Annotated in this window: 24 protein-coding genes and 2 pseudogenes; 6 read left to right on the top strand and 20 right to left on the bottom strand. The window is 63.6% G+C overall.

The window, feature by feature from the left end; translation table 11 throughout:
- Positions 1 to 7: 7 nt before the first annotated feature.
- From NATGR_RS00430 to NATGR_RS00420, 3 genes are all read right to left on the bottom strand, one after another.
- Positions 8 to 985, bottom strand: coding sequence for a metal ABC transporter substrate-binding protein (locus NATGR_RS00430; RefSeq protein WP_005579873.1), 978 nt, complete (start codon positions 983 to 985; stop codon positions 8 to 10).
- A gap of 227 nt (positions 986 to 1,212) precedes the next feature.
- Positions 1,213 to 2,145 (bottom strand): ZIP family metal transporter, encoded by a 933-nt coding sequence (locus NATGR_RS00425; RefSeq protein ID WP_005579872.1) that lies wholly within the window; start codon positions 2,143 to 2,145, stop codon positions 1,213 to 1,215.
- A gap of 171 nt (positions 2,146 to 2,316) precedes the next feature.
- On the bottom strand, positions 2,317 to 2,997 hold the full coding sequence (locus NATGR_RS00420) for a metal-dependent transcriptional regulator (RefSeq protein WP_005579871.1): 681 nt from the start codon (positions 2,995 to 2,997) through the stop codon (positions 2,317 to 2,319).
- A 306-nt stretch (positions 2,998 to 3,303) separates the two neighbouring features.
- On the opposite strand from NATGR_RS00420, the gene dph5 reads away from it, so the two are divergent.
- Positions 3,304 to 4,092: a diphthine synthase gene (dph5, locus tag NATGR_RS00415; RefSeq protein WP_005579869.1), complete on the top strand. Its 789-nt coding sequence runs from the start codon at positions 3,304 to 3,306 to the stop codon at positions 4,090 to 4,092.
- 100 nt (positions 4,093 to 4,192) lie between these two features.
- Here dph5 and NATGR_RS00410 read toward each other — a convergent pair.
- From NATGR_RS00410 to NATGR_RS00355, 12 genes and pseudogenes are all read right to left on the bottom strand, one after another.
- Positions 4,193 to 5,060, bottom strand: a pseudogene (locus tag NATGR_RS00410) (alpha/beta fold hydrolase).
- A gap of 67 nt (positions 5,061 to 5,127) precedes the next feature.
- On the bottom strand, positions 5,128 to 6,108 hold the full coding sequence (locus NATGR_RS00405; protein WP_005579868.1) for an isocitrate/isopropylmalate dehydrogenase family protein: 981 nt from the start codon (positions 6,106 to 6,108) through the stop codon (positions 5,128 to 5,130).
- A gap of 77 nt (positions 6,109 to 6,185) precedes the next feature.
- A complete protein-coding gene (locus NATGR_RS00400) occupies positions 6,186 to 8,498 on the bottom strand; it encodes a S8 family serine peptidase (protein ID WP_005579867.1) in 2,313 nt (770 codons plus the stop codon).
- Between the two features lie 68 nt (positions 8,499 to 8,566).
- Positions 8,567 to 8,785, bottom strand: coding sequence for a HalOD1 output domain-containing protein (locus NATGR_RS00395; RefSeq protein ID WP_005579866.1), 219 nt, complete (start codon positions 8,783 to 8,785; stop codon positions 8,567 to 8,569).
- Positions 8,786 to 9,310: 525 nt separating this feature from the next.
- On the bottom strand, positions 9,311 to 9,952 hold the full coding sequence (gene leuD / locus NATGR_RS00390) for a 3-isopropylmalate dehydratase small subunit (RefSeq protein WP_005579865.1): 642 nt from the start codon (positions 9,950 to 9,952) through the stop codon (positions 9,311 to 9,313).
- The gene (gene leuC / locus NATGR_RS00385; RefSeq protein ID WP_005579864.1) at positions 9,952 to 11,376 is read right to left on the bottom strand and encodes a 3-isopropylmalate dehydratase large subunit; all 1,425 of its coding nucleotides are present in this window, start codon (positions 11,374 to 11,376) and stop codon (positions 9,952 to 9,954) included. Before leuC ends, leuD begins: the two co-directional genes overlap by 1 nt.
- Positions 11,373 to 11,630, bottom strand: a complete 258-nt coding sequence (locus tag NATGR_RS00380; protein ID WP_005579863.1) for a hypothetical protein — start codon at positions 11,628 to 11,630, stop codon at positions 11,373 to 11,375. Before NATGR_RS00380 ends, leuC begins: the two co-directional genes overlap by 4 nt.
- Positions 11,631 to 11,660: 30 nt before the next feature.
- Positions 11,661 to 12,704 (bottom strand): ketol-acid reductoisomerase, encoded by a 1,044-nt coding sequence (gene ilvC / locus NATGR_RS00375; protein ID WP_015233185.1) that lies wholly within the window; start codon positions 12,702 to 12,704, stop codon positions 11,661 to 11,663.
- A complete protein-coding gene (gene ilvN / locus NATGR_RS00370; protein WP_005579858.1) occupies positions 12,697 to 13,362 on the bottom strand; it encodes an acetolactate synthase small subunit in 666 nt (221 codons plus the stop codon). Before ilvN ends, ilvC begins: the two co-directional genes overlap by 8 nt.
- Before the next feature lie 103 nt (positions 13,363 to 13,465).
- Positions 13,466 to 15,253 carry a biosynthetic-type acetolactate synthase large subunit gene (gene ilvB / locus NATGR_RS00365; protein ID WP_005579857.1) on the bottom strand — a complete coding sequence of 596 codons (1,788 nt, stop codon included), beginning with the start codon at positions 15,251 to 15,253 and terminating at the stop codon, positions 13,466 to 13,468.
- Between the two features lie 347 nt (positions 15,254 to 15,600).
- Positions 15,601 to 16,845 carry a LeuA family protein gene (locus NATGR_RS00360; protein WP_449406420.1) on the bottom strand — a complete coding sequence of 415 codons (1,245 nt, stop codon included), beginning with the start codon at positions 16,843 to 16,845 and terminating at the stop codon, positions 15,601 to 15,603.
- 322 nt (positions 16,846 to 17,167) lie between these two features.
- Entirely contained in the window at positions 17,168 to 17,761 is a 594-nt protein-coding gene (locus NATGR_RS00355; protein ID WP_005579853.1) for an AsnC family transcriptional regulator, read from the bottom strand.
- Between the two features lie 152 nt (positions 17,762 to 17,913).
- Between NATGR_RS00355 and NATGR_RS00350 the strand changes: the two are divergent.
- Both NATGR_RS00350 and NATGR_RS00345 read left to right on the top strand, forming a co-directional pair.
- Positions 17,914 to 18,301 (top strand): annotated as a pseudogene (locus NATGR_RS00350) (rubrerythrin).
- Between the two features lie 169 nt (positions 18,302 to 18,470).
- The gene (locus tag NATGR_RS00345) at positions 18,471 to 18,761 is read left to right on the top strand and encodes a DUF5779 family protein (protein ID WP_005579851.1); all 291 of its coding nucleotides are present in this window, start codon (positions 18,471 to 18,473) and stop codon (positions 18,759 to 18,761) included.
- Between the two features lie 249 nt (positions 18,762 to 19,010).
- On the opposite strand, the gene NATGR_RS00340 is transcribed toward NATGR_RS00345, so the two are convergent.
- Positions 19,011 to 19,706, bottom strand: coding sequence for a VOC family protein (locus tag NATGR_RS00340; RefSeq protein WP_005579850.1), 696 nt, complete (start codon positions 19,704 to 19,706; stop codon positions 19,011 to 19,013).
- A gap of 96 nt (positions 19,707 to 19,802) precedes the next feature.
- Between NATGR_RS00340 and NATGR_RS00335 the strand changes: the two genes are divergently transcribed.
- Positions 19,803 to 20,492: a hypothetical protein gene (locus NATGR_RS00335; RefSeq protein ID WP_005579849.1), complete on the top strand. Its 690-nt coding sequence runs from the start codon at positions 19,803 to 19,805 to the stop codon at positions 20,490 to 20,492.
- A gap of 138 nt (positions 20,493 to 20,630) precedes the next feature.
- Entirely contained in the window at positions 20,631 to 21,059 is a 429-nt protein-coding gene (locus NATGR_RS00330) for a hypothetical protein (RefSeq protein WP_005579847.1), read from the top strand.
- Between the two features lie 89 nt (positions 21,060 to 21,148).
- On the opposite strand, the gene NATGR_RS00325 is transcribed toward NATGR_RS00330, so the two are convergent.
- The 4 genes from NATGR_RS00325 to NATGR_RS00310 form a co-directional block, all read right to left on the bottom strand.
- Entirely contained in the window at positions 21,149 to 22,387 is a 1,239-nt protein-coding gene (locus tag NATGR_RS00325) for a mandelate racemase/muconate lactonizing enzyme family protein (protein ID WP_015233182.1), read from the bottom strand.
- Positions 22,388 to 22,450: 63 nt separating this feature from the next.
- Complete coding sequence (locus NATGR_RS00320) at positions 22,451 to 23,524, bottom strand: glucose 1-dehydrogenase (RefSeq protein ID WP_005579843.1); 1,074 nt, start codon at positions 23,522 to 23,524, stop codon at positions 22,451 to 22,453.
- A 629-nt stretch (positions 23,525 to 24,153) separates the two neighbouring features.
- Positions 24,154 to 24,354 carry a hypothetical protein gene (locus NATGR_RS00315; RefSeq protein ID WP_005579842.1) on the bottom strand — a complete coding sequence of 67 codons (201 nt, stop codon included), beginning with the start codon at positions 24,352 to 24,354 and terminating at the stop codon, positions 24,154 to 24,156.
- A gap of 60 nt (positions 24,355 to 24,414) precedes the next feature.
- Positions 24,415 to 25,305, bottom strand: a complete 891-nt coding sequence (locus NATGR_RS00310) for a 1,4-dihydroxy-2-naphthoyl-CoA synthase (protein ID WP_005579841.1) — start codon at positions 25,303 to 25,305, stop codon at positions 24,415 to 24,417.
- Between the two features lie 196 nt (positions 25,306 to 25,501).
- Here NATGR_RS00310 and NATGR_RS00305 point away from each other — a divergent pair, with 196 nt between their 5' ends.
- Positions 25,502 to 26,920 (top strand): hypothetical protein, encoded by a 1,419-nt coding sequence (locus NATGR_RS00305; RefSeq protein WP_005579840.1) that lies wholly within the window; start codon positions 25,502 to 25,504, stop codon positions 26,918 to 26,920.
- Positions 26,921 to 26,987: the final 67 nt, after the last annotated feature.

The raw sequence follows: 26,987 nt of genomic DNA, 5'->3' as shown, positions 1-26,987 counted from the left end.
GCTAGTTCTATTCTGCCTCGAGCGCCGTCTCGAGCGTCGGCAGATTGATCTCTCGGAAGTGCTCGACGTACCCCCAGTCGGGTTCCATCTCGACGGTTGGGTCGACCTCCGGACTCCCGTCGATCTGGGTTTCGATCGGCGAGAGTGGCAGAATCTCCGCGCCAACCTCGGTGGCGAGTGACTCTGCGAGCGGGGCTGGCTCACCGACGTCGTAACAGACGTGTTCGATCCCGAGATCCTCGACCAACTCTTCGACTTCCTCGACGTCGGCTGCCGAGGCGGCGTCGTCGGGCGAGGTGCCGATCGGCGAGTGAATGTTGATTCCGTAGCGGCGGTTCCACCACTGGAAGGAGTCGTGGGTGGCGAGGACGATGTCCTCGAGTTCCGCTCGGTCGACGATGTCGTGGATATCGTCGTTGAGTTGCTCCAGTTCGTCGTTGAACGCTTCGGCGTTTGCCTCGTAGTCGTCGGCGTTGTTGGGGTCGATCTCGGCGAGGCCATCGGCGACGTTCAGAACACCTTCCTGGCACGCGATCGGGTCCATCCAGAAGTGTTCGTCGTCGTCCTCCGCCGGACTATCGAAGAACTCGATCCCTTCGGTCGCCTCGATCACGACGACATCGTCGCGTTCCGCGAGTTGGTCTGCGGCGTCGTCCTGCCAGGCCGCGAAGTCACGGAGGTAGACGAAGCCGGCTGCGATGTCGAGTTCCTCTACCATCCCCGGTTCTGGGGTCCAGTCGTGGCCGTGTTCACCGACAGGGACGAGGTCGATTGCCTCCATGTGCTCGCCGGCAACCTGGCGGACGAAGTCCCAGACGGCAGGCATCGACGCGAAGATTGTGTACTCCGCATCACCGTTCCCGTCCTCATCCTCCTGTGGATCGTCACCGAGACAGCCAGCTACCCCCGCAGTAAGGGCCCCTCCGGTGAGCGCGGTAAAGCTCCGTCGTGATACGACACGTGAACCGCTTTCGTCAGATTTCATCAACTACTCGTTCGACGTAACCATACTTGAGTTTTCCGAACCTAAATAATAGATTAGATAGATCTAATCCACGAGCTGTCTGGCGATACTCGAGTACCGACACGACGTATGGGTCGTCGCTACGGTGATTGTCCGAACGAGAGACTCCCCGAAACGACACGGTACCGATCAGCGGGGAGAGAACGCTGGCCGATGGTGAGTCAGTTATAGCAACGCGTTCTCGGGCGTCAGGCGAGCAGTATTCCCTCGACGAGTACCTCCTCGAGGAGGTACATCAACACGACGCCAGCGACGAAGGGGACGATGGTCGTCCACCCGACGACTGTCTGGGCATCGAAACGGACGAGTTCCGTGACCTCCCAGATAACTTCGACGATCGCGCCGACGCCGATTCCGAGGAAAACGATCGCGATCAGCGGCGAGAACGCAAAGACGCCGAGCCAACTGCCAAACACTAACGGGCCGCCAGCGAGGAGGCCGACGGCGGCGAAGTGATACAGCGGTGGTCGGTCGACGTCACGAGCGAGAGCAGCCACGATCGACAGCCCCTCTGTGATGTTGTGGAGGACGAAGCCGATCACGAGGATGGTCACGGCCGAGTACGCCTCGGTGGCAAACGAGGTCCCGATCGCCAGCCCTTCACCGACACTGTGTAGGCCGAGGCCGATCGCGATCATGTACCCCACCTTGAGACCGACGTTCGTTTCGCCCAACGCGGCGTCCAAGCGCCACCGGCTGAAGATCTTCATCAGGTAGAACGTCCCGGCGACAGTAGCGACTCCAGCGACGCCGGTGGCGGCGAGCTCCGCCGTGCTGGCACCGGCTGCTGCCATCGCCTCGCCGTTCTCGACCATCTCCTCGATCATCTCGACGCCGATAAAGGCGAGGATGCCCGCCGACAGCGCAAGCATCGCGTGCACCCACAGGCTATCGAGCGACTTGATAAACGGGAACCACAACATCCCGATCGTCACCGGCATCACTCCGGCGAGGACTCCGATAACGGTCATCATCCACATCACGTCAGTCGTCGATGCCTCGGCCAGTCCCTCGAAATTCCCGAACGGAGAGGTGAAGTACAACAGCCCTGCAACGATGGCAAGCACGACGACCGGCCCAGCCGCCAGCATCCATCGTGGGACCGACTCCCGACCGATCATCAGTTTTCACCCCCAAACGTTCGGGACTGCAGTTCCTTCGTCGATGATACCGTCGATACGGCCGTGCTCGTGGACGAGTCGCGTCTACCGAGCCAAGTACCCGTCATCACACCCTCATTTAGAGGCACGATATTTGAAGTTTGCTCGTTAGAATGAGAATCTTAGAGTAGTCTAATAAACTCTATCATCCACAGACCGAGTTCCGATACGGCGTGCAACGCGTATCGGTAACGTCACCGTGTGACCCTCGGACTCGAGTTCGACGATGAGCAGATCAACCGGTGGCACGTCGTCGATCGTTATCCTTGTCCCGGGCCCAACGCCAGCATCCGAGAGAAACTCCCGAACGTCTGGGTCCCGATGTGGTACCTGCTCGACGACGACAGTCTCACCGGCCTCACACTCGGAAAGCGGCGTGTACGGCGTTTCCTCGGGCATCGTCAAATCCGCGTTCGGGATCGGATCTCCGTGGGAATCGGTCGCCGGATCACCCAGAAACGCCGAAAGCCGGCGGGCCAGTTCGTCGCTGACGTGGTGTTCGAGGCGGTCGGCCTCCTCGTGGACCTCGGTCCAGTCGTAGCCGAGGTGGTCGGTCAGAAACGTCTCGAGCAGTCGATGATTCCTGATCAGCCGACGAACGACCAGTTCCCCCTCTTCGGTCAGTTCGACCCCCTCGTAGGGCGTGTAGTCGACCAACCCTTCCTCGTTTAGGTTGTCGAGCATGCTCGTTACCGACGGGGCTGTCACGCCAATTTCGTCACCGATTTCGGCGGTTCGAACCGGCCGTCCGTGCTCGCTCTCGAGGCGGTAGATGACCGTGAGGTAGTCCTCCGCGATGGGACTGAGATCCATCGACGGGTATTTTTCGGTGGTATACAATAAGTTTGCCTTGATGAAATTTGGGATTAGGTCTGTCTAACTCCGACACAGGTTACGAATCACGACTGGTGCTTGCGATACTCGTGTCCGCTACTCTGTAGTTGGCCGTGCTGTCAGCCGAGTAATTCGAGAGGCAAGCCCGTCGTGGTCACGGTCAGCCGTCGATGTCCCGCTCGAGCCGTCCACAGCTTCGGACAGGTAGACGTCTCGAGGGAGCGCCCGACCGCACGACCACCGGCGACTCGAAAGCTTGACCCGCTGTCTCCGAGTACGGTCAGTATGCTCACCTTCGTCGGTCTCGGGCTCTACGACGAGCGATCGATCACCGTCGAGGGCCAGCAGGCCCTCCGAAACGCCGACCGCGTCTACGCCGAGTTCTACACTAGCAAGCTAATCGGCACGACGGTCGAAGACCTCGAGGTCCACCACGGAATCGAGATCGAAGTCCGCGACCGCACGGGCGTCGAACAGGAACCCGACGAGATACTCGAGGCGGCCAAAGAGGAGACGGTTGCTTTCCTCACGGCTGGGGACACCATGATCTCGACGACCCACGTCGATCTGCGTCTGCGGGCCCACGAACGCGGCATCGAGACCCGCGTGATCCACGGAGTCACCGCTCAGACGGCGACGAGTTCGCTGACCGGCCTGCAGAACTACCGTTTTGGCAAGGCCACGACTCTTCCCTTCCCCTACGCCCACGGTGCCGACGGCCTTCCCACGAGCGTGACCGAGACGATCGACGCGAATCGCGAGGACGGCCTGCACACTGTCGTCTACCTCGACATCAAAGTGGACCACGACCGAACCGAAGAGGACGAGTACATGACTGCCGACCTCGGTGCGAAACTGCTCGCCGAGGAGTATCCAGACCTCGTCGGCGTCGTCGTCGCCCGTGCGGGCAGCCCCGACCCGCTGGTGGAGGCCGACACGATGACCGAACTCGCCGACCGCGACTTCGGCGATCCGCTACACCTGCTCGTCGTCCCCGGTGAGTGTCACCTCCTCGAGGCCGACGCGCTCGTCGAACTCGCGGGTGCGGATCGGGACGCGCTCGATGTCGTCTGAAAGGGCCGGTTTCGGAACCGGATCTCTCACAGCGTATTTATCCCGGTTGTTCAAATCGCCGTGTAGAATGTTCGATAGTTCGGACGGGTGTCCCGGCCGCTCACTCGAGGCCACCCCCGAGTCGCCCCGGAAATTCGCCCGGAATCTCGAGGTGAGGCGTGTGTTCGACCTTGCTGAAGACGACCTCCTCGAATTCGCCGCCGGCGTCTTCGTAGGCCTCGAGGACGGCACGGGTCTTGTCGACCATCGACTGTGGCGAAAAGACGTCGTCGCCGGGCCAGCCCGGCACTTGCTCCGTCCGGGGTCGTTCTCGTCGCCAGTGGCCGTATCGAGCATCCCCGCCAGGTACGACTCCTCGCGCACCTCGTCGAACTCGTGGGCCGGGTCGACGTAGTCGGTCCGCAGGATCTTCTGTGGACTGGCCTGTCCCACCTCGCCCCAGTCACGGTCGGCAAGCCCGGCCACGAACGCGTTGTTGCCGATACCGCCACCGAAACCGGCGTAATCGTCGAAACACGGCGTCCCCTGGAAGTCTTTCGTCTCACCGAACCCGTACGGCGAGAGCGGGTTGACGAGTACGAGCGTGGAGACGCGCTCGGGACCCTCGAGCGTATACTGCATCGCGACCCCGCCGCCGTTCGACCAGCCGACCAGCGTTACGGGCGTCTCGAGGCCGAGTTCGTCGACCAGCACCTCGAGATCGGCCGCGAAGTCGTCGAGGCCGTTGTCGCGTCGAGCGGTTTCGTCTCACTGTCGCCACACCCTCGGAGGTCGGGTGCGATCGCGTACCTGCTGGACGGCGGGTCGGCCATCACGTCTTCGAAGAACCGAGCGGAAGAGACGTTGCCGTGGAGGAAGACGACCGAACCGCCATCGGCGGGGTCGCCCGACTCGAGGAGGTGCGTCTCGAGGCGACCGGTCTCGATCGTACGCGACTCGACGCCAGCCAGGGTCTCGTCTCGAGCCATAGCTGGGATACCACGCTTCTCGTGATAACGTTCGGCCGTGGCTCGAATTTGCGAGAGACTGGTCTCGCTACAGGCGGTCGACGATCGCTTCGGTGACGCCGCCGGTCGACGCGTCGCCGCCGAGGTCGGACGTGCGCGGCCCCTCCTCGAGTGTCGTCTCGACGGCCTCGCGGATGGCAGCACCCTCCTCGTCGTAGCCGAGGTACTCGACGAGCATGGCCGCCGAGAGAATCGTCGCTGCCGGGTTGGCGACACTCTTGCCGGCGATGTCGGGAGCAGTTCCGTGGACGGGTTCGAACAGTGCGCGGTCGGGGCCGACGTTGGCGGAGGGCAAGAGTCCGAGTCCTCCCACGAGCCCCGCTGCGAGATCCGAGAGCACGTCGCCCGCGAGGTTCGGACAAACGACCACGTCGAACTGGTCGGGCTCGAGACAGACGTGCGTCGCGAACGCGTCCATCAGTACCTCGTCGGTCTCGATGTCGTTCTCGTCGGCGACTTCCGCGACCGTGTCCCGGAAGAGGCCGTCCGTCGCCCGCATGACGTTGGCTTTGTGGACGGTCGTGAAGCCGTCGTAGTCGTTGTCTGCGACGTACTCGCAGGCGAACTCCGCGAGTTGCCGAGAGGCCGACTCCGTGACGACGCGAGTCAGCGTCGCGACGTCGTCGGTCAGGCGGTCCTCGTGGCCCGAGTAGACGCCCTCGGTGTTCTCGCGCAGGAAGACCAGGTCCGTCTCGGGCCGAACGGCGTCGACCCCGGGATACGCTTTCGCCGGTCGAACGTTGACGAACGAGTCGACGGCCTCTCGAAGCGGGAGGATCACGTCGGCGGCCGTCTCGCCGGCGGCACCGAACAGCGTCGCGTCGGCCGACGCCGCGAGGTCGTAGGTCTCCTGGGGCAGCGCCTCGCCAGTTTCCTCTTTCACCGCGTCGCCCGCCTCACCCTCGCGGAATTCGAACTCGATCTCGAGCGCCTCGAGCACTTCGACCGCTGCGGGCGTGACCTCCTGTCCGATGCCGTCGCCGGGAATGACGGCGATCTCGTGAGTCATACGCACTCTTCGATCCGGGGCCGAAAAGAGGGTATCGGTACCGTCAGTTCTCCGATTGGCTCGCCCTCGCGGCGGCGTCACGCTCGACGGTCGATTCGCGTCGCCAGCAGCGCGAACGCCAGCAGCGCCACGACCGCAACCGCCGGCCCGAAGCCGGGAACTGGCAGCAACGGCTCGGAGAGAACGACCGTCACCGCCTCCGTCGCCTCGCTCTCCACCGGATCGCTCTCGACGGCGGTCGTCACGAACTCCGGTGCCGTGGCTTCGACCGTGTAGGACTCGCCCGTCCCAGGAAGCGTTATCGTTAGCTGTCCGGTTTCGTCCGTCAAGTTGGCCGTTTCATAGGATTCCCCGTCGCCGCGCTCGAGTACGACCGAGGCGTTCTCGATCGGATCATCTGCTTCCTCGCTCTCGACTGTGACCGCGAGCGTTGCGTCGCCTGTCATCGCAACCGTCCTCGTCGCTGCGTCGTCCTCGACTGCTATCCGTCGCGTTTCGTCGCCGTAGCCGTCCGCGTTCGTCTCGAGGGTGTAGTACTCGTCCGTCGGTACGTCGGATACGACGTACGTCCCGTTTTCGAGGTGATTTCCGGGGTAAACGCCGCGACTGCCGTTCAGAGCGGCCGACGCGTCCTCGATGCCAGCGTCGAAGTGAGCATCCCTGACCGTGACCTCGAGTTCGCCGTCACCGGCCGCGACGACGTCGATCGTGACTCGTTCGTCGGCAGGGACGAACGCCGTCTCTGCGGTCGTCTCGTATCCTTCCTTCGCCACGACGACGGTGTACTCCTCGTCGCCCTCGAGTCCGAAGCGGTCGAACGTTCCGTCCTCGTCGGTCTCGATCTCGGCAACCGTTCCATCCTCGGCGACGATCTCGACGGTCGCCTCCGCGAGCGGTTCGTCCGTCACGGCGTCCGTAACGGTCCCCTCGACGCTCGAGTGATCGCCGACCGCATCGATGGCTTCGCGCGTGTCGATGATCCCGTGACCGTACCGGGTGTCGGGGTCGTCGGGTTCGTCGTCTGGTTTCCAGGCGGTCTCCCGGAGCGCGCGCTGGATTTCGTCGGGAGTCAGGTCGTCCTCGGTCGCGGATTGCATCAGTGCGACCGTTCCCGCGACGTGTGGCGTAGCTTTGCTCGTCCCACTCCGAGAAGCGTAGTCGCCGCCGGGGACCGGCCCTTTCACGCCGACACCTGGCGCGACGACGTCGGGAACGACGTACGAGGCGGGCCAATCGTCGGGCGCGTGTCGGTCCCACGCGTCGTCGGTAGCGATCTCCTCGCCCGAGGAGAAGTCGACGATCGAGTCGGAACCGGTACTCGCACCGACGGCGACAGCGTCGTAGACGTTCCCCGGCGAAATCGACGTCCCCTCTCCCTCGTTTCCGCTGCCGGCGACGACGACCGCACCCGCGTCGTTGGCGTTTTCGACCGCCCGAATCATGCTCGGGCGGTACCCCTTCCAGCCGAAACTCATACTCACGACGTCGGCGTCTTGCTCGATCGCCCACTCGACCCCCTCGAGGACGGTCGACTCCCGGCCACGACACTCGTTCTCGCAGTCGGTGACGATCGCCCCGTGGACGAGTTCGGCCTCGGGAGCCACCCCGATCTGGGTTCCGCTCTCGTCGCCACCCGCGACGATCCCCGAGACGTGGGTGCCGTGGCCGTCGTAGTCGATCGGATCGGCGGCGGCCGCGTCCGAGAAGTCCTTCCAGCCGTCGACCTCGAGGTCCGGGTGATCCGCGTCGACGCCCGAGTCGAGGACGACGACGGTCGCACCCTCGCCCCGCGTGTCGAACTCCTCCCACGCCTGCGGAACGTTGATCGTCTCGAGGCCGTCGGCGTACTCGACGCCGGACTCGTCGCTCGCCGCCGCCGTCGCACCGTCGGCCGCCCCACTCGAGGCGACGACTGCGTTGTCGGCGTGCACGCCAGTCACGGCGTCGACCCTCGCCAGTTCCCTGACGTCCGCACTGTCGCTGTCCACCGTCACGACTGCGGCGTTTGTGATCCAGAACCCACGCTCGAACGTGACCCCTGCCGTCTCGTCTGCGTAGCGCTCGAGGGACTCCTGGCTCTCGTTCGCGTGGCTCTGTCGATGCTCGATCGCGTCCTCGCTGGCGGGGATCGTGTCGGACTCGAGGTCCTCGAACTGGACGACGACGCGAACTTCGCCGGTGGCGTTCTCGAGTGCGGGATCGATCGCCGACCTCGGTTCCTCGGTCGGATGAGCCGACTCCGGCGAAACCAGAGCCGACGCGGACGACCCGCCGTCCGCCGTTCCGACTGCTACCGCACCGCTCGAGGCGAGCACCACGAGGAGTACGAGAACCAGTACCGTCCCCACCGGTCGCCACACGCTCGGCGAACCAGTCGACGGGCGAGACATTACTCGACTCGAGACAGTCGGTCCGGTTAAGCGTGACTGTCGACTCGAGAAAAGCGATCGACGAGCCGTTACCGCTCCTCGTCGATCACTGTCACCTCGTGAGGGCTAGGTCCGATCACGACCGAGTAGCCGTCGTACTCGAACTGAACGACGACGGGCGTCGAAGACTCGAGCAACGAGGCAACCGCCTCGGGATCGACGGCCTCGTACAGCGGTGGCAACGCCGTCCGTTCGCGGTCCTCACGGGCCGCGATACGTGCGAGTACTGTCGTGAGTGCGGGGTGCATCGTGATCGGTAGGGGGTTCGGTAATCGTCGTCGCGGACGCCGTCTCGCAGTCCGGACACCGACCCGGATCGACGGCCATCGCGACGCTGACGTCGGTACCACAGTCGCAGTGGATGGGAGTTCTCGAGACCATGTTTTGCGTTGGTTTCGACCCCAGCGACGAGAAACGCAACCCAGCGAGAGAGTCGGTCGCAGTTGCGACTGGCTCGGCGGAACGTCGGCACTTCTTTATTTCGCCAACGCCAATGATGGATTGCTCCCGCTATGCGGGGGCCGTGTGTGAGCCGGAGTACGTGCTTGGTGGCAAGGCTCCGGCTCGGCGCACTTTCGTGCGCATCTGTTCGATACGGAATCATTCGTAAAGAACGTTAGGATACTGACGAGTTGGTTCAGCACACCGTCCCGACGACGAACGGTGCCTCCAGCCACCACTCTTGTACAAGGCCCCCAGTCTCCACCCTTGTACAAGATTCCTCCGCACACACGTCCTTACCCCAAAAATTCCACTCGAGCGACCCCGACTCGCTACTCCGATTCGGGAATCGCCGCGTCCTCGACGTACGGCAGATCCCCGGCCAACTTCGCGACTTCGCCGGCGTTGGACTTCATCAGCGCCGTCGTGTCCCAGACGCCCTCGACGAGCGCCTTGCGCTGGGCGTCGTCGACGGTGACGTCGATCGTTTCACCACCGTACGTGACCGTTTCGGCCTCGATATCGATCTCGAGTTCGCCGTCGGGATGCTCGTCGACCCAGTCCTGCAGTTCCTCGATCGTCTCGGCGTCGGCCGTCACGGTCGGGATGCCGAGCGCGAGGCAGTTGCCCGCGAAGATCTCGGCAAAGCTCTCCCCGACGATCGCGTCGATCCCCCAGCGCATCAGCGCCTGCGGGGCGTGCTCGCGCGAGGAGCCACAGCCGAAGTTGTTGTTGACGACCATGACCGACGAATCCTGGAACCGCTCCTCGTTCATCGGGTGGTCCTTGAGTTCGTCGTCCTCGGTAAACCGCAGATCGAAGAACGCGAACTCGCCCAGGCCGTCGAAGGTGACGACCTTCATGAACCGCGCGGGGATGATCTGGTCGGTGTCGATGTCGTTCCCGCGGATCGGGATACCCGATCCGGAGACGTAGTCGACTTCGGGGATCTCGACTTCGTCTGTGTCGGCCATTAGGCGGTCACCTCCACTTCCGGCAGGTCGCGAACGTCGGTCACTTCACCCTCGAGCGCCGCCGCGGCGACCATCCGCGGGTTCATCAGGACTGTGCGGCCGTCCTTCGATCCCTGGCGCCCGACGAAGTTCCGGTTCGACGACGATGCGCAGGCCTCGTCGCCCTCGAGCTGGTCCTCGTTCATGCCGAGACACATCGAACAGCCGGCGTTGCGCCACTCGAAGCCGGCCTCCTCGAAGACGTCCTTCAGCCCTTCCTCCTCGGCGGCCTCCTGGACGCGCTGACTGCCGGGAACCACCATCGCGCGGACGTCGTCGTGGACCTCGCGCCCCTCGACGATCCGGGCAGCCCGCCGAAGGTCGGGCAGCCGGGCGTTCGTACAGGAGCCGAGGAAGGCGACGTCAACCTCGTACCCGTCCATCGTCTCGCCGGGCTCGACGCGCATGTGCTCCTGGGCGCGTCGGGCCGTGTCCTGCTTGTCCGCGGGCAGGTCCGCCGGTGCCGGAATCGGGTCCATGATGCCGATTCCCTGGCCGGGAGTGGTACCCCAGGTGACGACCGGCTCGAGTTCGTTCGCGTCGATGTGGACGACGTCGTCGTATTCCGCGTCCTCGTCCGACCGGATCGACTCCCAGTAGGGCTCGAGTTCGTCGAACTTCTCCGGGTTCTCCTGGAAGTAGTCCGTCTCCTTCAGCCACTCGTAGGTGGTCTCGTCGGGGTTGACGTAGCCCGCGCGGGCACCGCCCTCGATGGACATGTTACAGATCGACATCCGGCCCTCCATGCCCAGGTTCTCGATGGCCTCGCCGGCGTACTCGTAGACGTAGCCGACGCCACCCTCCGTACCGAGACGGCGGATGATCTCGAGGACGACGTCTTTCGCCTCGACGCCCTCGCCGAGTTCGCCGTCGACCTGGATCTTTCGGACCTTTTGCTTCTCCATGGCGACGGTGCCCGTCGCGAGCACGTCGCGGATCTGGCTGGTGCCGATGCCGAAGGCGAGCGCGCCGAAAGCACCGTGCGTGCTGGTGTGTGAGTCACCACAGACGATGGTCTTTCCGGGCTGGGTCAGCCCCTGCTCCGGGCCGATGACGTGGACGATCCCCTGGTCGCCGCTGTCGGGGTCCGAGAACTCGATTCCCGCTTCGCGGACGTTCTCCTCGAGTTCGGCCATCATCTCCTCGGCGGCGTCTTCCTCGTATGGTCGGGACTGATCGGCCGTCGGGACGATGTGGTCGACCGTCGCGTGGGTGAGGTCGGGGTAGGCGACCTCGAGGTCCCGTTCCCGGAGCATGCCGAAGGCCTGGGGACTGGTCACCTCGTGGATGAGGTGGAGGCCGACGAACAGCTGGTCCTGGCCGGTCGGCAGCGTCGTCACCCTGTGGCGGTCCCACACCTTGTCGTACAGCGTTCCCTCGCTCATTCCTCTCCGACGTCTGCGTGTTCGCTGCCGCGTTCGAAGACGCTGTTCGCGTCGTCGGCGTCGTGTGGCGGTGTGTGCGCGACGTCTTTCATCGTTCCGTGCGATCGTTCGTTCGTCTCGGCGTCAGCTGGCTCGCCCCCGTCGGTCACGGCCGTCGGCCCGCGGCTGAACAACTGCCCGACCGTTCGGCCGGTGTAGGGATTGGTGTGACTGACTTCGCCCATCGCATCTGTGTTGGTCTCGGTTTCGCTCATTGGTCTGTGGTAGTGTATTCTGGTGGTGCGTTAGTCGTCCGCCGGCACCTCGGCGTCTTCCGGTTCCGCTTCCTCGGCCCACGCGAACAGATCGCGGAGTCGCTCCCCGACCGCCTCGATCTCGTGGTTCTTCTCGGCCTCCCGGAGCTGCCCGTATTTCGGGCGACCGGCCTGGTTCTCGAGAATCCACTCGCGGGTGAACTCCCCGTTCTGGACTTCCTCGAGGACTTCCTCCATGTTCTCGCGGACACTCTCGTCGACGATGCGTTCACCGCGAGTGAGGCCGCCGTACTCGGCCGTATCCGAGACGGAGTTCCACATCCCCATGTTCCCGCCTTCGTACATCAGATCGACGATGAGTTTGAGTTCGTTCAGACACTCAAAGTAGGCGATCTCGGGCGAATAGCCCGCGTCGACGAGCGTCTCGTAGCCGTGCTTGACCAACGCGGTGACGCCGCCACAGAGTACTGCCTGTTCGCCAAAGAGGTCGGACTCGACCTCTTCTCTGAACGTCGTCTCGATGACGCCCGCTCGAGTGCAGCCGATCGCCTTCGCGTACGCGAGCGCTCGTTCGTGGGCGTCGCCGGTCGTGTCCCGGTAAATCGCCAGCAAGCCGGGCGTTCCCTCGTCGTTCTCGTAGTTGCGCCGCACGAGGTGGCCCGGACTCTTCGGTGCGACCATCGTCACGTCGACGTCTTCCGGGGGTTCGATCTGGTCGTAGTGGATGTTCAGTCCGTGGGCGAACTGCAGGGTGTCGCCGACCTCGAGGTTCGGTTCGATCGCGTTCTCGTAGACGGCCGGCTGGACGGTGTCGGGCACGAGCACGGAGACGTAGGTCGCCTGTGCGACGGCGTCTGCGGGCGTCGTCACCGCGAGTCCGTCGGCTTCGGCGGCCGAACGCGAGGAAGAGGTCTCGCGCAGGCCGACGACTACGTCCACGCCACTCTCGTTCAGGTTCAGCGCATGAGCGTGGCCCTGGCTGCCGTAGCCAAGGACGGCCACGGTCTCGTCGTCGAGCGTCGATACGTCTGCGTCGTCGTCGTCGTAGATGTCGGTGGTGAATTCGTCAGTCATCGTCTGCGGTGGTGTACTGCTGGTTCGCCTCGTCGGCGGTCGATACGCGTTCCTCTGCGGGCGTCGGGCCAGCGGTTTCGTCGGTCCCACGGGCCAGCGCCGTCGTACCGGTCCGGTCGATCTCCCGAATGCCGAACTGGCCGAACGTCTCGATCGCAGCCTCGATCTTCTGGCGTGCGCCAGTGACCTCGAAGGTGGCCGTCTCCGGACTCGAGTCGACGGTCTTTGCGTCGTACATGTCGCCAACGGCGTTGACTGCAGCAGGGTCGTGAGCGTCGACCTTGATCAAGGCGAGTTCGCGAGACATCGCGTCGGGCTCGAGTTCTCGGACGGAGACGACCGGTACCAGCTTCCGCAGCTGTTTTTTGACCTGATCGATCCCAGGATCGGGCTCCTCGACGACGAGAGTGATCCGAGCGCGGTCTTCGTTCTTCGTCGGGCCGACCGTCAGGCTCTCGATGTTGAACTGCCGTCTCGAGAACAGTCCCGAGACTTCGGCGAGCACGCCGGGTTCGTGTTGGACCAGCGCCGAGATGACGGTCCGCCGGGGCTCGTGGGTCACCTCGACCTCGGGGTCGACGCGAATGCCCTGTTCGTTCCGTCGGCCGTTTGGCAGCCGTCGCTTCTCGGGTGCCGGTCCGTCGAGTCCGTGGGTCATGCGGACCACCCCGTGGTTCGCTGACCGAAGTGAAACGAACGTCGAGACGGCGACGCCGTCTCGCAGGTCCGCATGCAGTCGGGCGACGGCAGTCGTCCGACGGTCATAGCTGCTCCTCCGTCAGTGCGAACTGAGCGTTGTCGCCGCCGCTTGGCACCATCGGGTAGACGTTCGCCTCGGGGTCGATGTGGACGTCGATCACCGAGGGGCCGTCGTAGGCAACGGCGTCGGCGATGGTGTCGGCGACCTCGTCGTAGTCGTCGATGCGGTACCCTTCTGCGCCGAAGGCCTCGGCGAGTTTGTCGAACTCCGGCATCCAGTCGTAGTCCGAGGCGGCGTGTCGGCCCTCGAAGAAGGCGTCCTGCCACTGCCGGACCATGCCGATGTACTCGTTGTTGAGCACGGCGACCGTGATGTCTAAGTTCTCGCGGACGGCCACGGACAGCCCCTGCATCGTCATCAGGAACGAGCCGTCGCCGTCGACACAGACCACTTCCTGGTCGTCGTCGGCCGCGAGTCGCGCGCCGATCGCCGCCGGCAGGCCGTAGCCCATCGTTCCGAGTCCGTGACTCGAGACCCACGTCCGGGGCTCGGTGAACGTCCAGTACTGGCAGGCCCACATCTGGTGTTGCCCGACACCGGTGGTGACGATCGCTCGGTCGCTCGTGGCCTCGTCGAGTGCTTCGACGACGAACTCCGGCTGGACCGGCTCGTCGTCGGGTGCATTGTAAGCCATCGAGTAGTCGGACTTCCACTGCTGGCACTGGGCGCGCCACTTCGTCGCTTCGGGCGAGGAGTCGACGGCATCCGCGAGTTGCGAGACGACGGTGTCGGCGTCGCCGATCAGCGGGTAGTCCGCGTAGATGTTCTTCGAAATCTCTGCGGGGTCGATGTCGACGTGGACGACCTCCGCGTCGGGCGCGAACGTCTCGATCCCGCCGGTGAGTCGGTCGTCGAACCGGGTGCCGACCGCGATCAGCGTGTCACAGTTCGAGATGGCCAGGTTCGCGTAGCCGGTGCCGTGCATCCCCGCCATCTCCAGTGAGAGTCCGTGGTCTTCGGGGAACGACCCGAGGGCGGGCATCGTCGTGACCACCGGGATCTCGCGTTCGACCGCAAACTCACGGCAGGTCTCGCTGGCCTCGGCCTTGATGACGCCGCCGCCCAGAAGCATGACCGGTCGACTGGCGTTCTCGATCCATTCGGCCGCAGCCTCGACGATCTCCGGATCTGCCCGATCCTGGTACTCGTCGGTCTCGGGCGTCTCGGGTTCGCCGGGCGCGGTCTTCGTCTCGGCTTTCGTGACATCTTTCGGCAGGTCGACCAGCGTCGGACCGGGTCGACCCTCGCCCGCGAGGGCAAACGCCTCGCCGACGTCGTCGCCGACCGTCCCGGGGTCGGACGCGAACGTGTTGTCTTTCGTGATCGGCGTCGTCACGCCAGTCGTATCCGTCTCCTGAAACGCGTCGTTACCGACGAACGCCGTCGGCACCTGGCCCGTCAGGGCGACCAGCGGATCAGAGTCCATGTCGGCGTCGGCGAGCCCGGTCACGAGGTTCGTCGCACCCGGACCGGACGTGGCCAGACAGACGCCGGGGTCGCCCGAGACGATGCCGTAGGCGTCGGCCGCGTGGGCCGCGCCCTGCTCGTGGGCCATCGTCACGTGACGGATATCCGAATCGTACAGCGCATCGTAGACAGGCATGATCGCCCCGCCCTGCACGCCGAAGGCATACTCGACGCCCGCGTTCTCGAGTGCACGAACGACGGCTTCTGCACCCGTCGTTACTGGCGTCGACTGGTCGTCGTCCGCGGCAGCCGCCGTATCGGGATTCGGTTGTTCGTCGTGCTGTTCGTCGGGTGGCGTAATTTTCGCTGCGCGTTCGCTCATCGAGTATCTCCCGCGTTCTCGCGGCGATCCGTGTTCGTTGGTCCGGTGGTGGACCCTGGATAGTGTGATGTCATCTGCTGGATTGCTGGTCGCTCTGAAACCGATACGAAGCCGAGGTCGTGACGGAGTAATAGGTGAGGGGCTAGTACGCCCCTACAATACGGATCGCGGCGAACGCGCTGCTGTCGCCCTCGGATCGAGCGGACAGACGAGCGCGGAGCGTCATTATTGTCCACGTACGGACCCCGGCCGACATAACTGTTGTGAGTGAGGCGAGTTTTCGAAGCCACCGAGTGCAACAGCCGATGCTCTCGAGCAGTGGCGAACGGAGAGACGACCGTCATCTCTCAGAGTCGCACCCCCTCTCGCTCCTGTTGCCGGTCGATGTCGGTCTCTTGTGCGAACCGCTCGAGGTCGTTGACCGTGACGTGCCGTTTCTCGGCTCCGTAGTCTTTGACGCGGCGGGTGACCGCGCGTACCTGCTCGTCGGTGGGGTCGAACCCACGTTCGTGCAGGCGTTCTCGGACCGAGTGGGTGCCGGTGTGTTTCCCCATGACGAGTCGGCGTTCGGCACCGACCATCTCGGGAGTCATCACGCCGGGTTCAAAGGTGTCGGAGTTTTCGATGACGCCGGCGGCGTGGATGCCGCTCTCGTGGGAGAAAGCGTTGTCACCGACGACGGGTTTGTTGCTCGGCGTGTCCATCCCGCTTTTCTCCTCGACGACCGCCGAGAGCTCGGTGATGCGGGTCGTGTCGATTCCCGTATCGGTCTGGTACAGCGACTCGACTGCCATCACGAACTCCTCGTAGGCGGCGTTGCCGGCACGTTCCCCGATAGAGTTGACCGAGACCTGGGCCTGGTCCGCGCCGGCCTCGATGCCGGCCAAGGCGTTGGCAGTTGCCAGCCCGAAGTCGTCGTGGGTGTGGACGTCGATCCGCGCGTCAGTGTGGGCCGTGACCTTCTCGATCATGGCCCGGAACCGACCGGGCGTGGCGACGCCACAGGTGTCGGGAACGTTGATCCAGTCGACACCCGCTTCCGTGACGGCTTCGATCACGTCGACGAGGAACTCCTCGTCTGTTCGCGTCGCGTCCATCGGCGAGAACATACAGGTCGTTCCCGTCTCGACGACGCGTTCGACCGATTCGACTGCGCGCTCACGGACTTCTGCTCGCGTGGCGTGCATCGAGTCCTCGATCTGGACATCGCTGGTGGACACGAAGGTGTGGACCATCCCGACGCCGGAAGAAAGCGCCGCTTCGATGTCAGTGTCGACGACGCGGGCTAACCCGCAGGTGGTCGTCGACGTCGAGGAAGCGATATCACGGACGGCCTCGAACTCAGCGTCGGAGTTGACGGGGAACCCCGCTTCGATGACGTGGGTCCCCATCTCGTCCAGAATCGAGGCGATCTGTCGCTTGTCGTCGTACGAGAACGAAGTACCGGGTGACTGTTCACCATCTCGCAGGGTCGTGTCGAAAACACGTGCTGACGTTATTTCGTCAGTAGAATCTAACGTGCCCTGGAAGAACTCGACCCCCCTGACTGGTGTCAGAGGACTGCTCGTCTTGTACAGACATTGTACTCGAATCCCAGGCGGGAGGTCGTATATAAATCTGGTGCTGCAACCGGGCCGTGGCAGTGAACGTCCGTGCCGCTCGTCGCGTCGAAACAAAAAACCACACGACCCCAACGTCCTTATATAGGTAATACGAAATTATATCATATGGCTGCAGTTGCCAGCCGACAGCCCACAACCAAGTGTATTAGCCAGTGATACCGCGTTCGGGGGTGCTCTCGCGCTGGCGCGCGATCTCGAGTTGACAGATGGGCACCACGACGGCAGTAACAACCTGTAATCTGCACATCCGTTCAAAATCTCTCTCCTCCCGGCGTCGATGTTCGATGACTCGTCACTCGAGTGCGTCCTGATGGGATTCGTAGCGGCTGACGTACCGGTCTTCACAGGACGGACAACAAAACGTCTTCACCTCACCGTCGACCGTCGCAGTGACCCCGTCGCCGACGACTTCCGTCCCGCAGACGACACACTCGAGTGCGAACCCGTCCGCCGAGACCCCGACCACGCGGTCCGACCGAGAGAGCAGCGTGACGTCGTATCCTTCGAGGACCTCGAGATCGAGTTCCGTCTCGAGCCACGACCGAACGTCGGACCCCGGCAGCGTCGCCTGTACCAGTACCCGACCGTCTCCCCCCTCGTAGATCCCCTCGACGCCTCCGAGTTCCGCCGCGGCCCTGTAGACGTCGTCGACGGCGGCCGGCGGCGGTTCGAGTTCGACCAACGCAGCCGTCTCGTCTCGTAGTTTCTCGCGGTCGACGTCGATCGTGAACCCTCGGATGATACCTTGCTCTTCGAGTCTGGAGATGCGATCGGAGACCGCAGGCGGCGTCAGGTCGACGTGGTCGCCGATCTCGCTGTAGGGGCGTCGGGCGTCTTCGGTAAGCAGTTCGAGGATCTCGAGATCCGTTTCGTCGAGGTCACGCATGCGCAGGGATTGGAGTGGGAGCGAAAAGAGTGTGTCCCGTCTCTGGCCTGTACGGCGGACAGCGAGAAGTAGCCACGTCTCCCGGTAGTCGTTCGGTATCGATCATCGTCGCCGTGTGAGTACGTCACCCCGGCGTGGGCGCGTTGCTTGCGATGACGACAGACGAAATCACCGACGGACTGACCGACGCATCTTTCGCCAACCTCGAGACCGTCACGAACGACACGACACACGCTATCATCCTCGACGGCGTCCACGCCGAAGAAAGAACGGAGAGTCTCGAGACGGACAACTAGGAAGAACTCGGGCACGTTCACACACTCGGCGGGCGACTCGAGCAACTCGACGCGTTGCCATCTGGCTCGGAGGAGTTCGCGGCCCAACGACCCTCCAGCCGCCCGTGGAGACGACCGACGGTGACTGTTGTCGCGGACGACGCGAACGTCCGTCACGGAGGACGTGGCGGTGACGTTGCTCGTCGACGAGAAAACACACCGGACGGAGTGTTACGGGTTCCAAAAGACGTTTTCGGCAGATTGACACGGTTCCTGTCAGTGTCGGTGCAACCGCTTCGGACAGGGTTGTACGGGAAAATCCGAACAGCAATCGTCTGAGCACGGCGCTGTCGGGCTCCACTCTCCGACGAGCACGAGAAGCGAGCGTTCGGGAGAGAGGAACGTTTTTCTCGTCGGGCTTCGAGAGGCCCTACATGAGCGACTTCGACCTCGATCTGCGGACGGTCGAGGAACACATCGACGACGAACTCGACCTCGACGGCAGCATCGTCCTCGGGATCCTCGACGGCACGACGCCAGCCGACGAGTGGCTCGAGGCCGTCTCGAGGGGGAACGTGCTCGTGCTCACCGTCGAAGGCGACGTCAACGAACTGGCCGCCGGCTTCGCCCGCGACGTCAAGGAAGCCGGTGGCAACCTGGTTCACTTTCGGGGGTTTCTGATCGTGACGCCGCCTGGCGTCGACGTCGATACGGATCGACTCTGAGCGACATCTCGCGGCAGTCTCCTCGGAGTCGTCGAGTGCCTCGAGAAGTCGCTGTACGATGTGAGCGCCGTGTCGAACCGGTTACTGGCCCCACCAGACAGAGCAACGCTCCGCGATGTCCGCGAGACTCTGGTCTCGTTTGACGACGAGACGCCTCGGCGTCTCGAACCACTCGACCCCGAGGCAGTTCACAGCAATCGTGAACCTGCACTCGAGTAGCGAACCGACAGACGGCTTCCACTTCGAACACTACGGCTTTCTCGTGACCGTCAGCACGTGACCGTCAGGGTCCCGGACGACGACCTGCTCGTCATCGATCTGGTCGATCTGCTGGACTCGGTCGGAAACTGCCTCGAGCGCTGCCGTCGGCTCGCTGGCTTCGAACCCCAGGTCGACGTGGACCCCGCCGCGGGCGTCTGCGATCCCGAGGTGTGGCTCCCACAACTCGAGCGCCATCGGGCCGTGCATCCGTACGCGGGTCCGATCGTCGCCGGTGTCGATCGTCTCGAACCCCAGGTCGGCGTAGAACGACTCGGCCCGCGCCACATCTTCGACCTCGAGAACGACCTCGAAGATGCCGTCGATGCCCGGCCCCCCGACGTCTTGCTGGCCGAGTTCTACGCAGTTACCGTCGGGATCGTACAGGTACAGCGACTTCGAGGAACCGAACTTCGCTTCCTCCAGGTCGTACTCTTCCTCGAGTCGACTCCACCAGTCGCCGTACTCGTCAGCCGGAATCGAGAACGCGAAGTGAGTGTGGAGGCCGCCGCGGGGGACGGCGGTCGGTCGCCGGAGGACGAGGTCGGTTTCGCCGGCGGCGAAGACGAGTTCCGACCGCTCCTCGCGCTCCGGTCGAGTCGCCATTCCGAGCGTCTCCCCGTAGAAGGCTCGTGCTGACTCGAGGTGTTTGACCTCGAGTGCGAGCCAGGCTACCCTCGAGAGCATGTCCCCGGCTACACGGACCGTGGTGAAAGACCCGTCGCCGACGCGAAATCGACCGGTTCTCCCGTGTTTATAGTTACGAGGGGCGTACGCGTCCCTATGAGTTTCCGGATCGACGAACGTGCGACCGACTTCCACGAGATCGATCGGTTCGACGGGGGCGTCGGCTGGATCGCCCACCCCGACGAGCGGATGCAACGCGCGAGCCACGCTCTCGACATCGACGGCGACATCTGGGTGATCGACCCCATCGACGCAGCCGGACTCGACGACCTCCTGGGAGGGTTCGGCGAGGTTGCCGGCGTCGTCGTTCTCCTCGACCGGCACAAGCGAGACGCCGACGCCATCGCCAACCGTCACGACGTTCCCGTTTACCTCCCGGCGTTTTTCGAGAGCGTCGCCGAAGACCTCGCGGCCGAGACGCCGATCGTCCGGTTCGACGACGAACTCGCCGACACCGGTCTCGAGGCACACACGGTCGTCGACAACAGGTTCTGGCAGGAAGCCGCACTGTACGACCGCGACGGCGGGACGCTGGTGGTTCCAGAGTCGGTCGGCGCGGCCGACTACTTCCGTGTCGGAGACGAACGCCTCGGCGTCCACCCGATGCGACGGGCAGTCCCGCCCCGAGAGGAACTGGGCGGCCTCGATCCCGACCGCATCCTCGTCGGACACGGAGCCGGCGTTCTCCAGGGCGGGACCGCAGCACTCGAGAACGCACTCGAGGGATCGCGGCGGCGAGCGCCGTTCCTGTACGCTAAGACTGTTCGCGCGCTGCTTCCCGTCTGATACGGTGCTGTCCCGATTTCCCGGCACAACCACGTCGGCTCGCGGTTGCACCGACACTAACCGACAGTAAGCCACACGAAACGGCTGTCGATGGTCTGTGGGGGACACATCTAACTACTGCCAGCACCTAGGACGACCGTGGTCTACATCACGCGTGCGCTCGTCGACGTCCTCATCGACCTCGCTAGCGACGCCGACCCAGACCGCGTCGGGACGGGCGTCTCGGTGACTCCCGCACGCAAACTCGAGGGTCACGATGCCGATGTGCTCCCACCACAGACGCCGGTCTTTACGGACTTTCTCCTCCCCGATCCCGGCAACGCGGTCAACGCCGTCTTCGGCGTCGACCTCTCGACGCCCGCTCGACAGGCACAGGGTCAGTTCGTCTCGCATCCGATCCGAGAACTCGAGGTGACAAAGCGTGACGATCTCGCAGAAGTGGTCTTCGTCGCCGTCCCACCCTGGTCCGACAAAGAGGATTCGTTCGCTGCGTTCGACCGCATGGGCGAGCGCCAACCACTCGAAATTATCGAGGCACAGCCGCCCGAACAGTCGTTCTCGATGTGAGAGGACAGTCCACGGCGTCCGTTCTGTCGGGACTCGAGCGTGCTGGCGATCGGTCTTCCTTCGAGGGACAGCGCCGCTGCGTGCCGACACTACGCTTCGTCGAAGAGTTCCTCACCCTCGACCATCTGCTCCTCGACGACGTCCATATCCAGCGTCACCCCCAGTCCCGGCTCTTCGGGAACCTCGATGTAGCCGTCCTCGATGACGTCTTCCTCGACGAGATCCTCCCACCAGCCGAGTTCGTAGGAGTGGTACTCCACCGCGAGCGTGTTCGAAATCGCCGCGCCGACGTGGACGCTGCCCATCGTCGCGACCGGCGAGGCGACGTTGTGCATCGCCACCGGAACGTAGTAGAGATCGGCCAGATCGGCAATCTTCCGGGTTTCTCGCATCCCGCCGACCTTGGGCATGTCCGGTGCAATAATGTCGACTGCCTGCTCCTCGAGTAGCCGGCGCTGCCCGTGAGTGCGGTAGACGTTCTCGCCGGCCGCAACCGGGGTCGTCGTCGACTGGGTGACCTCGCGCTGGACGTCGTGATTCTCCGGCGGCACTGGGTCCTCGAGCCACCAGACGTCGTACTCCTCGAGGCGCTTTGCGAGTCGTTTCGCGGAGCCACCCGAGAACGTCCAGTGACAGTCGAAGGCGACGTCGGCCCGCGAGCCGACGCGTTGGGTGACGGCTTCGACGATGCTCGTCTTGTGTTCGATCTCGGGTGAACGTAGATGGCGGTTGGCACGATCTTTCTCGTGGCCGGAGGGGACGTCGAGGTCGAATTTGAGTGCGTCGTAGCCGAGTTCGTCGACGACGCGTTCGGCCTCGTCCGCACAGGCGATCGGATCGGCTTCTGCTTCGGTGTGACAGTCACAGTAGACCCGCACTTCGTCGCGGTACTTGCCACCGAGCAACTGATAGGCCGGTACCTCGAGGATCTTGCCCACGAGGTCGTGCAGTGCGACTTCGATGCCCGAGATCGCGGTGACGGTGACGCCGCCGATCGAGCCCTCGCCGGACATCTTCTGGACGAGATGCTCCGTGAGACGGTCGATGTCGAGTGGGTTCTCGCCCTCGAGAAACGGTGCCATTCGCTCGATCAGTTCGGGCGCGCCCGCACCCCAGTAGGCTTCCCCGGTGCCGGCGATGCTGGCGTCGGTGTAGATCCGAACCAGCGTCCACGGGAAGTTGCCGTCGACCATCGTCGTCTGGACGTCCGTAATCTCGACGTCCCGTCCACCCCCGCGCTCGCGAGTGACTTGCATCGTCTCCGCGGAGAGATCTCGCATCGTATACTCCGCGTTCGGGTCGCGTAGATCCGCGTAATCGACTCCCATGGGAGAAATAATAACTCGAGCGCAAGTAATGGTTTTCATCACGCACCGGCCGATCGCCGGGCGCTATCGGGGCGTGAACTCGACGGCCGTCTTCACGACATCGTCGCCAGTTTCGAAGGCCTTCTGGTACTCCGCTAAGTCGTAGACACCTGTCACGAGGTCCTCGGTGAGCCAGTCGGGAAGGTGAGCGAGCGTGTCGATAGCGGTCTCGAAGTGACCGCGATGGGAGTTGACGGTGCCGACCAGTGCCTTGTTGTGCAACACCATCTCCTGATGGAGGCGGCCGCCGTCGACCTCGAACTCCCAGGATTCGGGGACGCCGAGCAGTGCACCGACGCCGTTGGGGGCCAGTGCGTCGACCGTCTCGACCGCGTGTTTGGCATAGCCCGTGGCTTCGTAGACGAAGTCCATCGGTTCGTACTCGTCTTGGATCTCGGACACCGGCGTCTCGCGGGAGTCGACGTACGTCGCGCCGAGTTCCTCGATGATGTCGATCGTCGGGTCTGGCCGGTCGCGGCGGCCGAGACAGTACGTTCGCTCGAACTCGACGACCTCCGCGAGCATCGCCAGGGTGAGCAGTCCGAGCGAGCCGTTGCCAAGCACCAGCGCCGACTCGGGAGTCCAATCGAACGCCGACCGAGAGGCAAAGGCGTGTTCGAGCGCCTTCTCTGAGATACTGATCGGCTCGACGAGAAAGCCAAGCGACGCATACTCCTCGGGGAGTGGGACGAGGTACTCCACGGGACTAGTGAAATACTCCATCATGAACCCGTGTTCGCCAACGATTCCGCGTTCGACGTACTCGCCTTCGGGTGCCATGTCGGGCTCACCGCGCCCGAAGTAGTCGTTCTGACTGCCCACCGTCGGTGATCGTCGAACGGTCGGGACAACGAGCGTGCCGTCCTCGAGATCAGTCCCGTTCGAATCCTCGACGACGCCGACGGCTTCGTGTCCGAGCACGAGTCGGTCTGCGCCAGCGGGCACTTTGCCGTGGTGTCCCGCGATAACTTCGTGGTCGGTTCCGTCGACGCCCACCCGCAGCGTTCGAACCAGTGCTTCGCCGTCGTCCGGTTCGGGCTGTGGTCGCTCGACGAGCGCCGGTTCCCCGGCCCCTGGCTCGACAGCGATCGCTTTCATACTCGAGACAACGGCTCCGACGAATAAAGAATTTACCGTATCCGTAGTAAATACTACTTCTGACTGGCACTCTCCACGACCGAAATGCGAACTCGAAGCGACGAAACCCCACCCGACATCGACGGCTCGGACGAACTGTCGTTGCCGGTACGGCTACGGGCGAGCACGGTGTACCGGTGACGACGGACAGTCGTACGAATCGACACACCTGCAGTCCGGGACGGCGATAGCTAACCGGAGAACCACCCCATCCTCGGCGACTCGAGGCCGATCTCGCCACTCGCCGAGTGACTCCGTCAGACCGAGTAGAACAAGACAGGCAGTTGACCGAATCAACTAGGTCTAAGTGATATCTCCGCTAACGGGGAACCGCACCGCAAGGTGCAGTGGGGAGCAACCACCACCTACCGTTCGAGTCACCTCCCCACTCGCTGCTTCCGATACGGAAGCAGACAACTGTTTCCGATGGAACTACTAAACGATACTGACCGCTCCGCAGGAGCAATCGAACAGAATCCGCCCGGAAACCGGCAGCATTCGAGTCGACAGTCTGGCCGTGCAAAGGCTGTCTGTCGCTTCGCTGACCGCCTCTCACGACTGGCACCGTGAAATTTCACGCTGTACCCGTGTCAGACGGCGACGCTGTCGTCGGCCTCTTCCTCACGCGGACTTCCGGCGACAGTCTCGAGCCAGTCTGCTGTCCCGACGATGGGAGCAGTACTGGCGACGACGAACTGGCATCTTCGAGCCAGGCCACTCGTTCCGAGAAGGCGGTCCGCGGCACACACCAACGGTTTGTCCGGTCGCTCGTACAGTTTGCTGTCCGTCATGTCCGGCGCGGCCGCAAGCGCTCCTGCAGTCGCGCCGGTACATCGGGACAGCAGTCCGCATCAGTAGTGCCACGGGTAGTCGTCGAAATCGGGTTCGCGGTCCTCGACGAATGCGGTACGGCCCTCCTCTGCCTCGTCGGTCATGTACCCCAGCCGAGTCGCCTCGCCGGCAAACACCTGCTGGCCGATCATACCGTCGTCGGTCATATTGAACGCGTACTTGAGCATCCGCATCGCCGTCGGACTCTTCGAGTTGATCCGTTCGCCCCACTCGAGAGCGACCGCCTCGAGTTCTTCGTGGGGGACGACCTCGTTGACCATCCCCATCTCCTCGGCTTCGGCGGCGTCGTAGGTCTTTCCAAGGAAAAACACCTCTCGGGCCTTCTTCTGTCCGATCTGTTTTGCGAGATAGGCCGAACCGAAGCCAGCGTCGTAGCTGGCGACGTCGGGATCGGTCTGGAGGAACTTCGCGTGTTCGTCGCTGGCGAGTGTGAGGTCACAGACGACGTGCAACGAGTGACCGCCTCCGACAGCCCAGCCGGGAACGACGCAGACGACGACCTTTGGAATGTGGCGGATGAGCCGCTGCACCTCGAGAATGTGTAATCTGCCCTGCTCGGACGCCCGTTTTTCGTCCCCGTCGTACTGGTAGCCGTCCTCGCCGCGGATCGTCTGGTCGCCGCCCGAACAGAACGCCCAGCCACTGTCTTTCGGGGACGGGCCGTTCCCCGTCAGGAGCACGCAGCCGACGTCCGTCTGACGTTTCGCGTGCTCGAGTGCATCGTAGAGTTCGTCGACTGTTCCCGGTCGGAAGGCGTTGCGGACCTCGGGCCGGTCGAACGCGATTCGGACGGTCCCCGACTCGACTGCACGATGGTACGTGATGTCCTGAAACTCGCGGACATCCTCGACCCGTTCCCACTGCTCGTCGTCGAAGAGTTCCGAAACCATTGTCCGAGTGTCGGAGTGGAGACGTGAAATAGGTTCTCGTCGGCTCCCACGACAGGAAGTCCGACGACACCGCCCGATCCCCAGTCTCGACGTCTACCCCTCCGGCGATCCGTCGATGACACCACTGGATCAGTTACGCTCGCACGAACGATCGGCTGCCAAGAATATTATAAAGGGACACCTCCAATGGGTATCCATGGATCGGCGGACGCTCATTGCCTCTCTCGGAGCTACCGGCTCGATCGCTATCGCTGGCTGTGTGGGAGGCCTCAACGGCTTTCGAGACAGCTGGCTGCCGCTTGCCAGTGACGACGGAAGCTCGTCATCTCCCGGAATCGGTGCTCTCGAAGCGGCGTCTAGCGTGTCCGCCACCGACGTCACGCTTCTCGTTACCGACGCCGAACTGGTCCGACAGCGGTCGTTACAGCTCTATCTCGACGCCCCGACGCCGAGCGACCCTGCGGAGGGATGGGAAATCGAAAAAGAAGTCGTCGCACGCCCGACGCTCGACCTTCCGTCAGCGGACGGACCGCTCGAAGCCGAAATCGTCGACGAGCAGCGAGTCGAAGGCGAGACCGCCGACTTCGCGAAGATCACGTTCGAACTGAACGAGGAGCTTCCCGAAGGAGTCCCACTCCAGTTTGCCCTGAAGACGACCGGCGACGTCGACGACGAGACGTACTCTCTCGGGACAACCCAACCGTTTACGCTCGTCCCCGGCGAAGACGAGACGCTCTCGGTACAGCGCTCGAGCAGCGGGTACGAACCGCTGCGTCACAGCGACGAGAGCCCCGTGTTCTTCGGCCAGGAGAAGACAGACGATGGCTACCGCGTCCGGATGGCCACAGGAACGAACGACACTCGCCACCACGCGCCCTCACACGACGGGATTCCAAACCGGAACGACGACATCGGATACGATCGCTACGAGCTGGGGGCGTTCGAGCGTCCCTGGGGAATCGAGTACGAAATCACTGACAAAGAGTACGACGCTGCCCTTCGCCACTGGGAGAACCACTACAAACACACCGGAAGCGACGAAGACCAGCTAGCGCCTGCGTGGCGATATTACCTTGACGGCGGCGAAGAGTGGGGAATCCCACACGATACCCTTACACCGATCGAGCGACTCGCCGAGACGTTCGCCGAAAAGGCAACGCTTCTCGGACTCGAGACGCCCGAAGAGAAGCTCCGCTTCGTCGCAGATGTCGTCCAGTGGATGCCCTACGAAACCGACGACGAGCGCAAGTGGCAGGGCATTCCCGAGGTACAGCATCCGGTGAACTTCTTTGCACGCGGGCGTGGTGACTGTATCGACAAGGTCATCGCCGCCACGTCGATTCTCTACCAGGACCCGTTCCCAGAGTACGTGATGGACAAGTACTACATCTTCCGGAACCCCTCGGCGGGGAACCTGTTCCAGTCGCGGACAGAGCACATCGGGCTCACGATCAAGAGCGACATTTTTACGACCGATCTCGGTGGGCCACAGGTCGACGACGGCGACGGATACACGTACGTCGAGATCACCTATCCAGCGCCGCTTACGAGAACTGCTTCAGGAAACCGAGAACTCGAACTCGAGGATATCAGCGATGAGTGGCCGGGGTACTAGTACCGTCCCAATCGTCGACTGACTAGTTGAGAGTTGGCCCAAACCGATCACGATTCTCGATCAGAAG

Origin of the sequence: Natronobacterium gregoryi SP2 (genome assembly GCF_000230715.2) — an archaeon.
GTDB classification, from domain to species: Archaea; Halobacteriota; Halobacteria; order Halobacteriales; family Natrialbaceae; genus Natronobacterium; species Natronobacterium gregoryi.
This window is presented reverse-complemented; position numbering and strand designations above follow the sequence as displayed.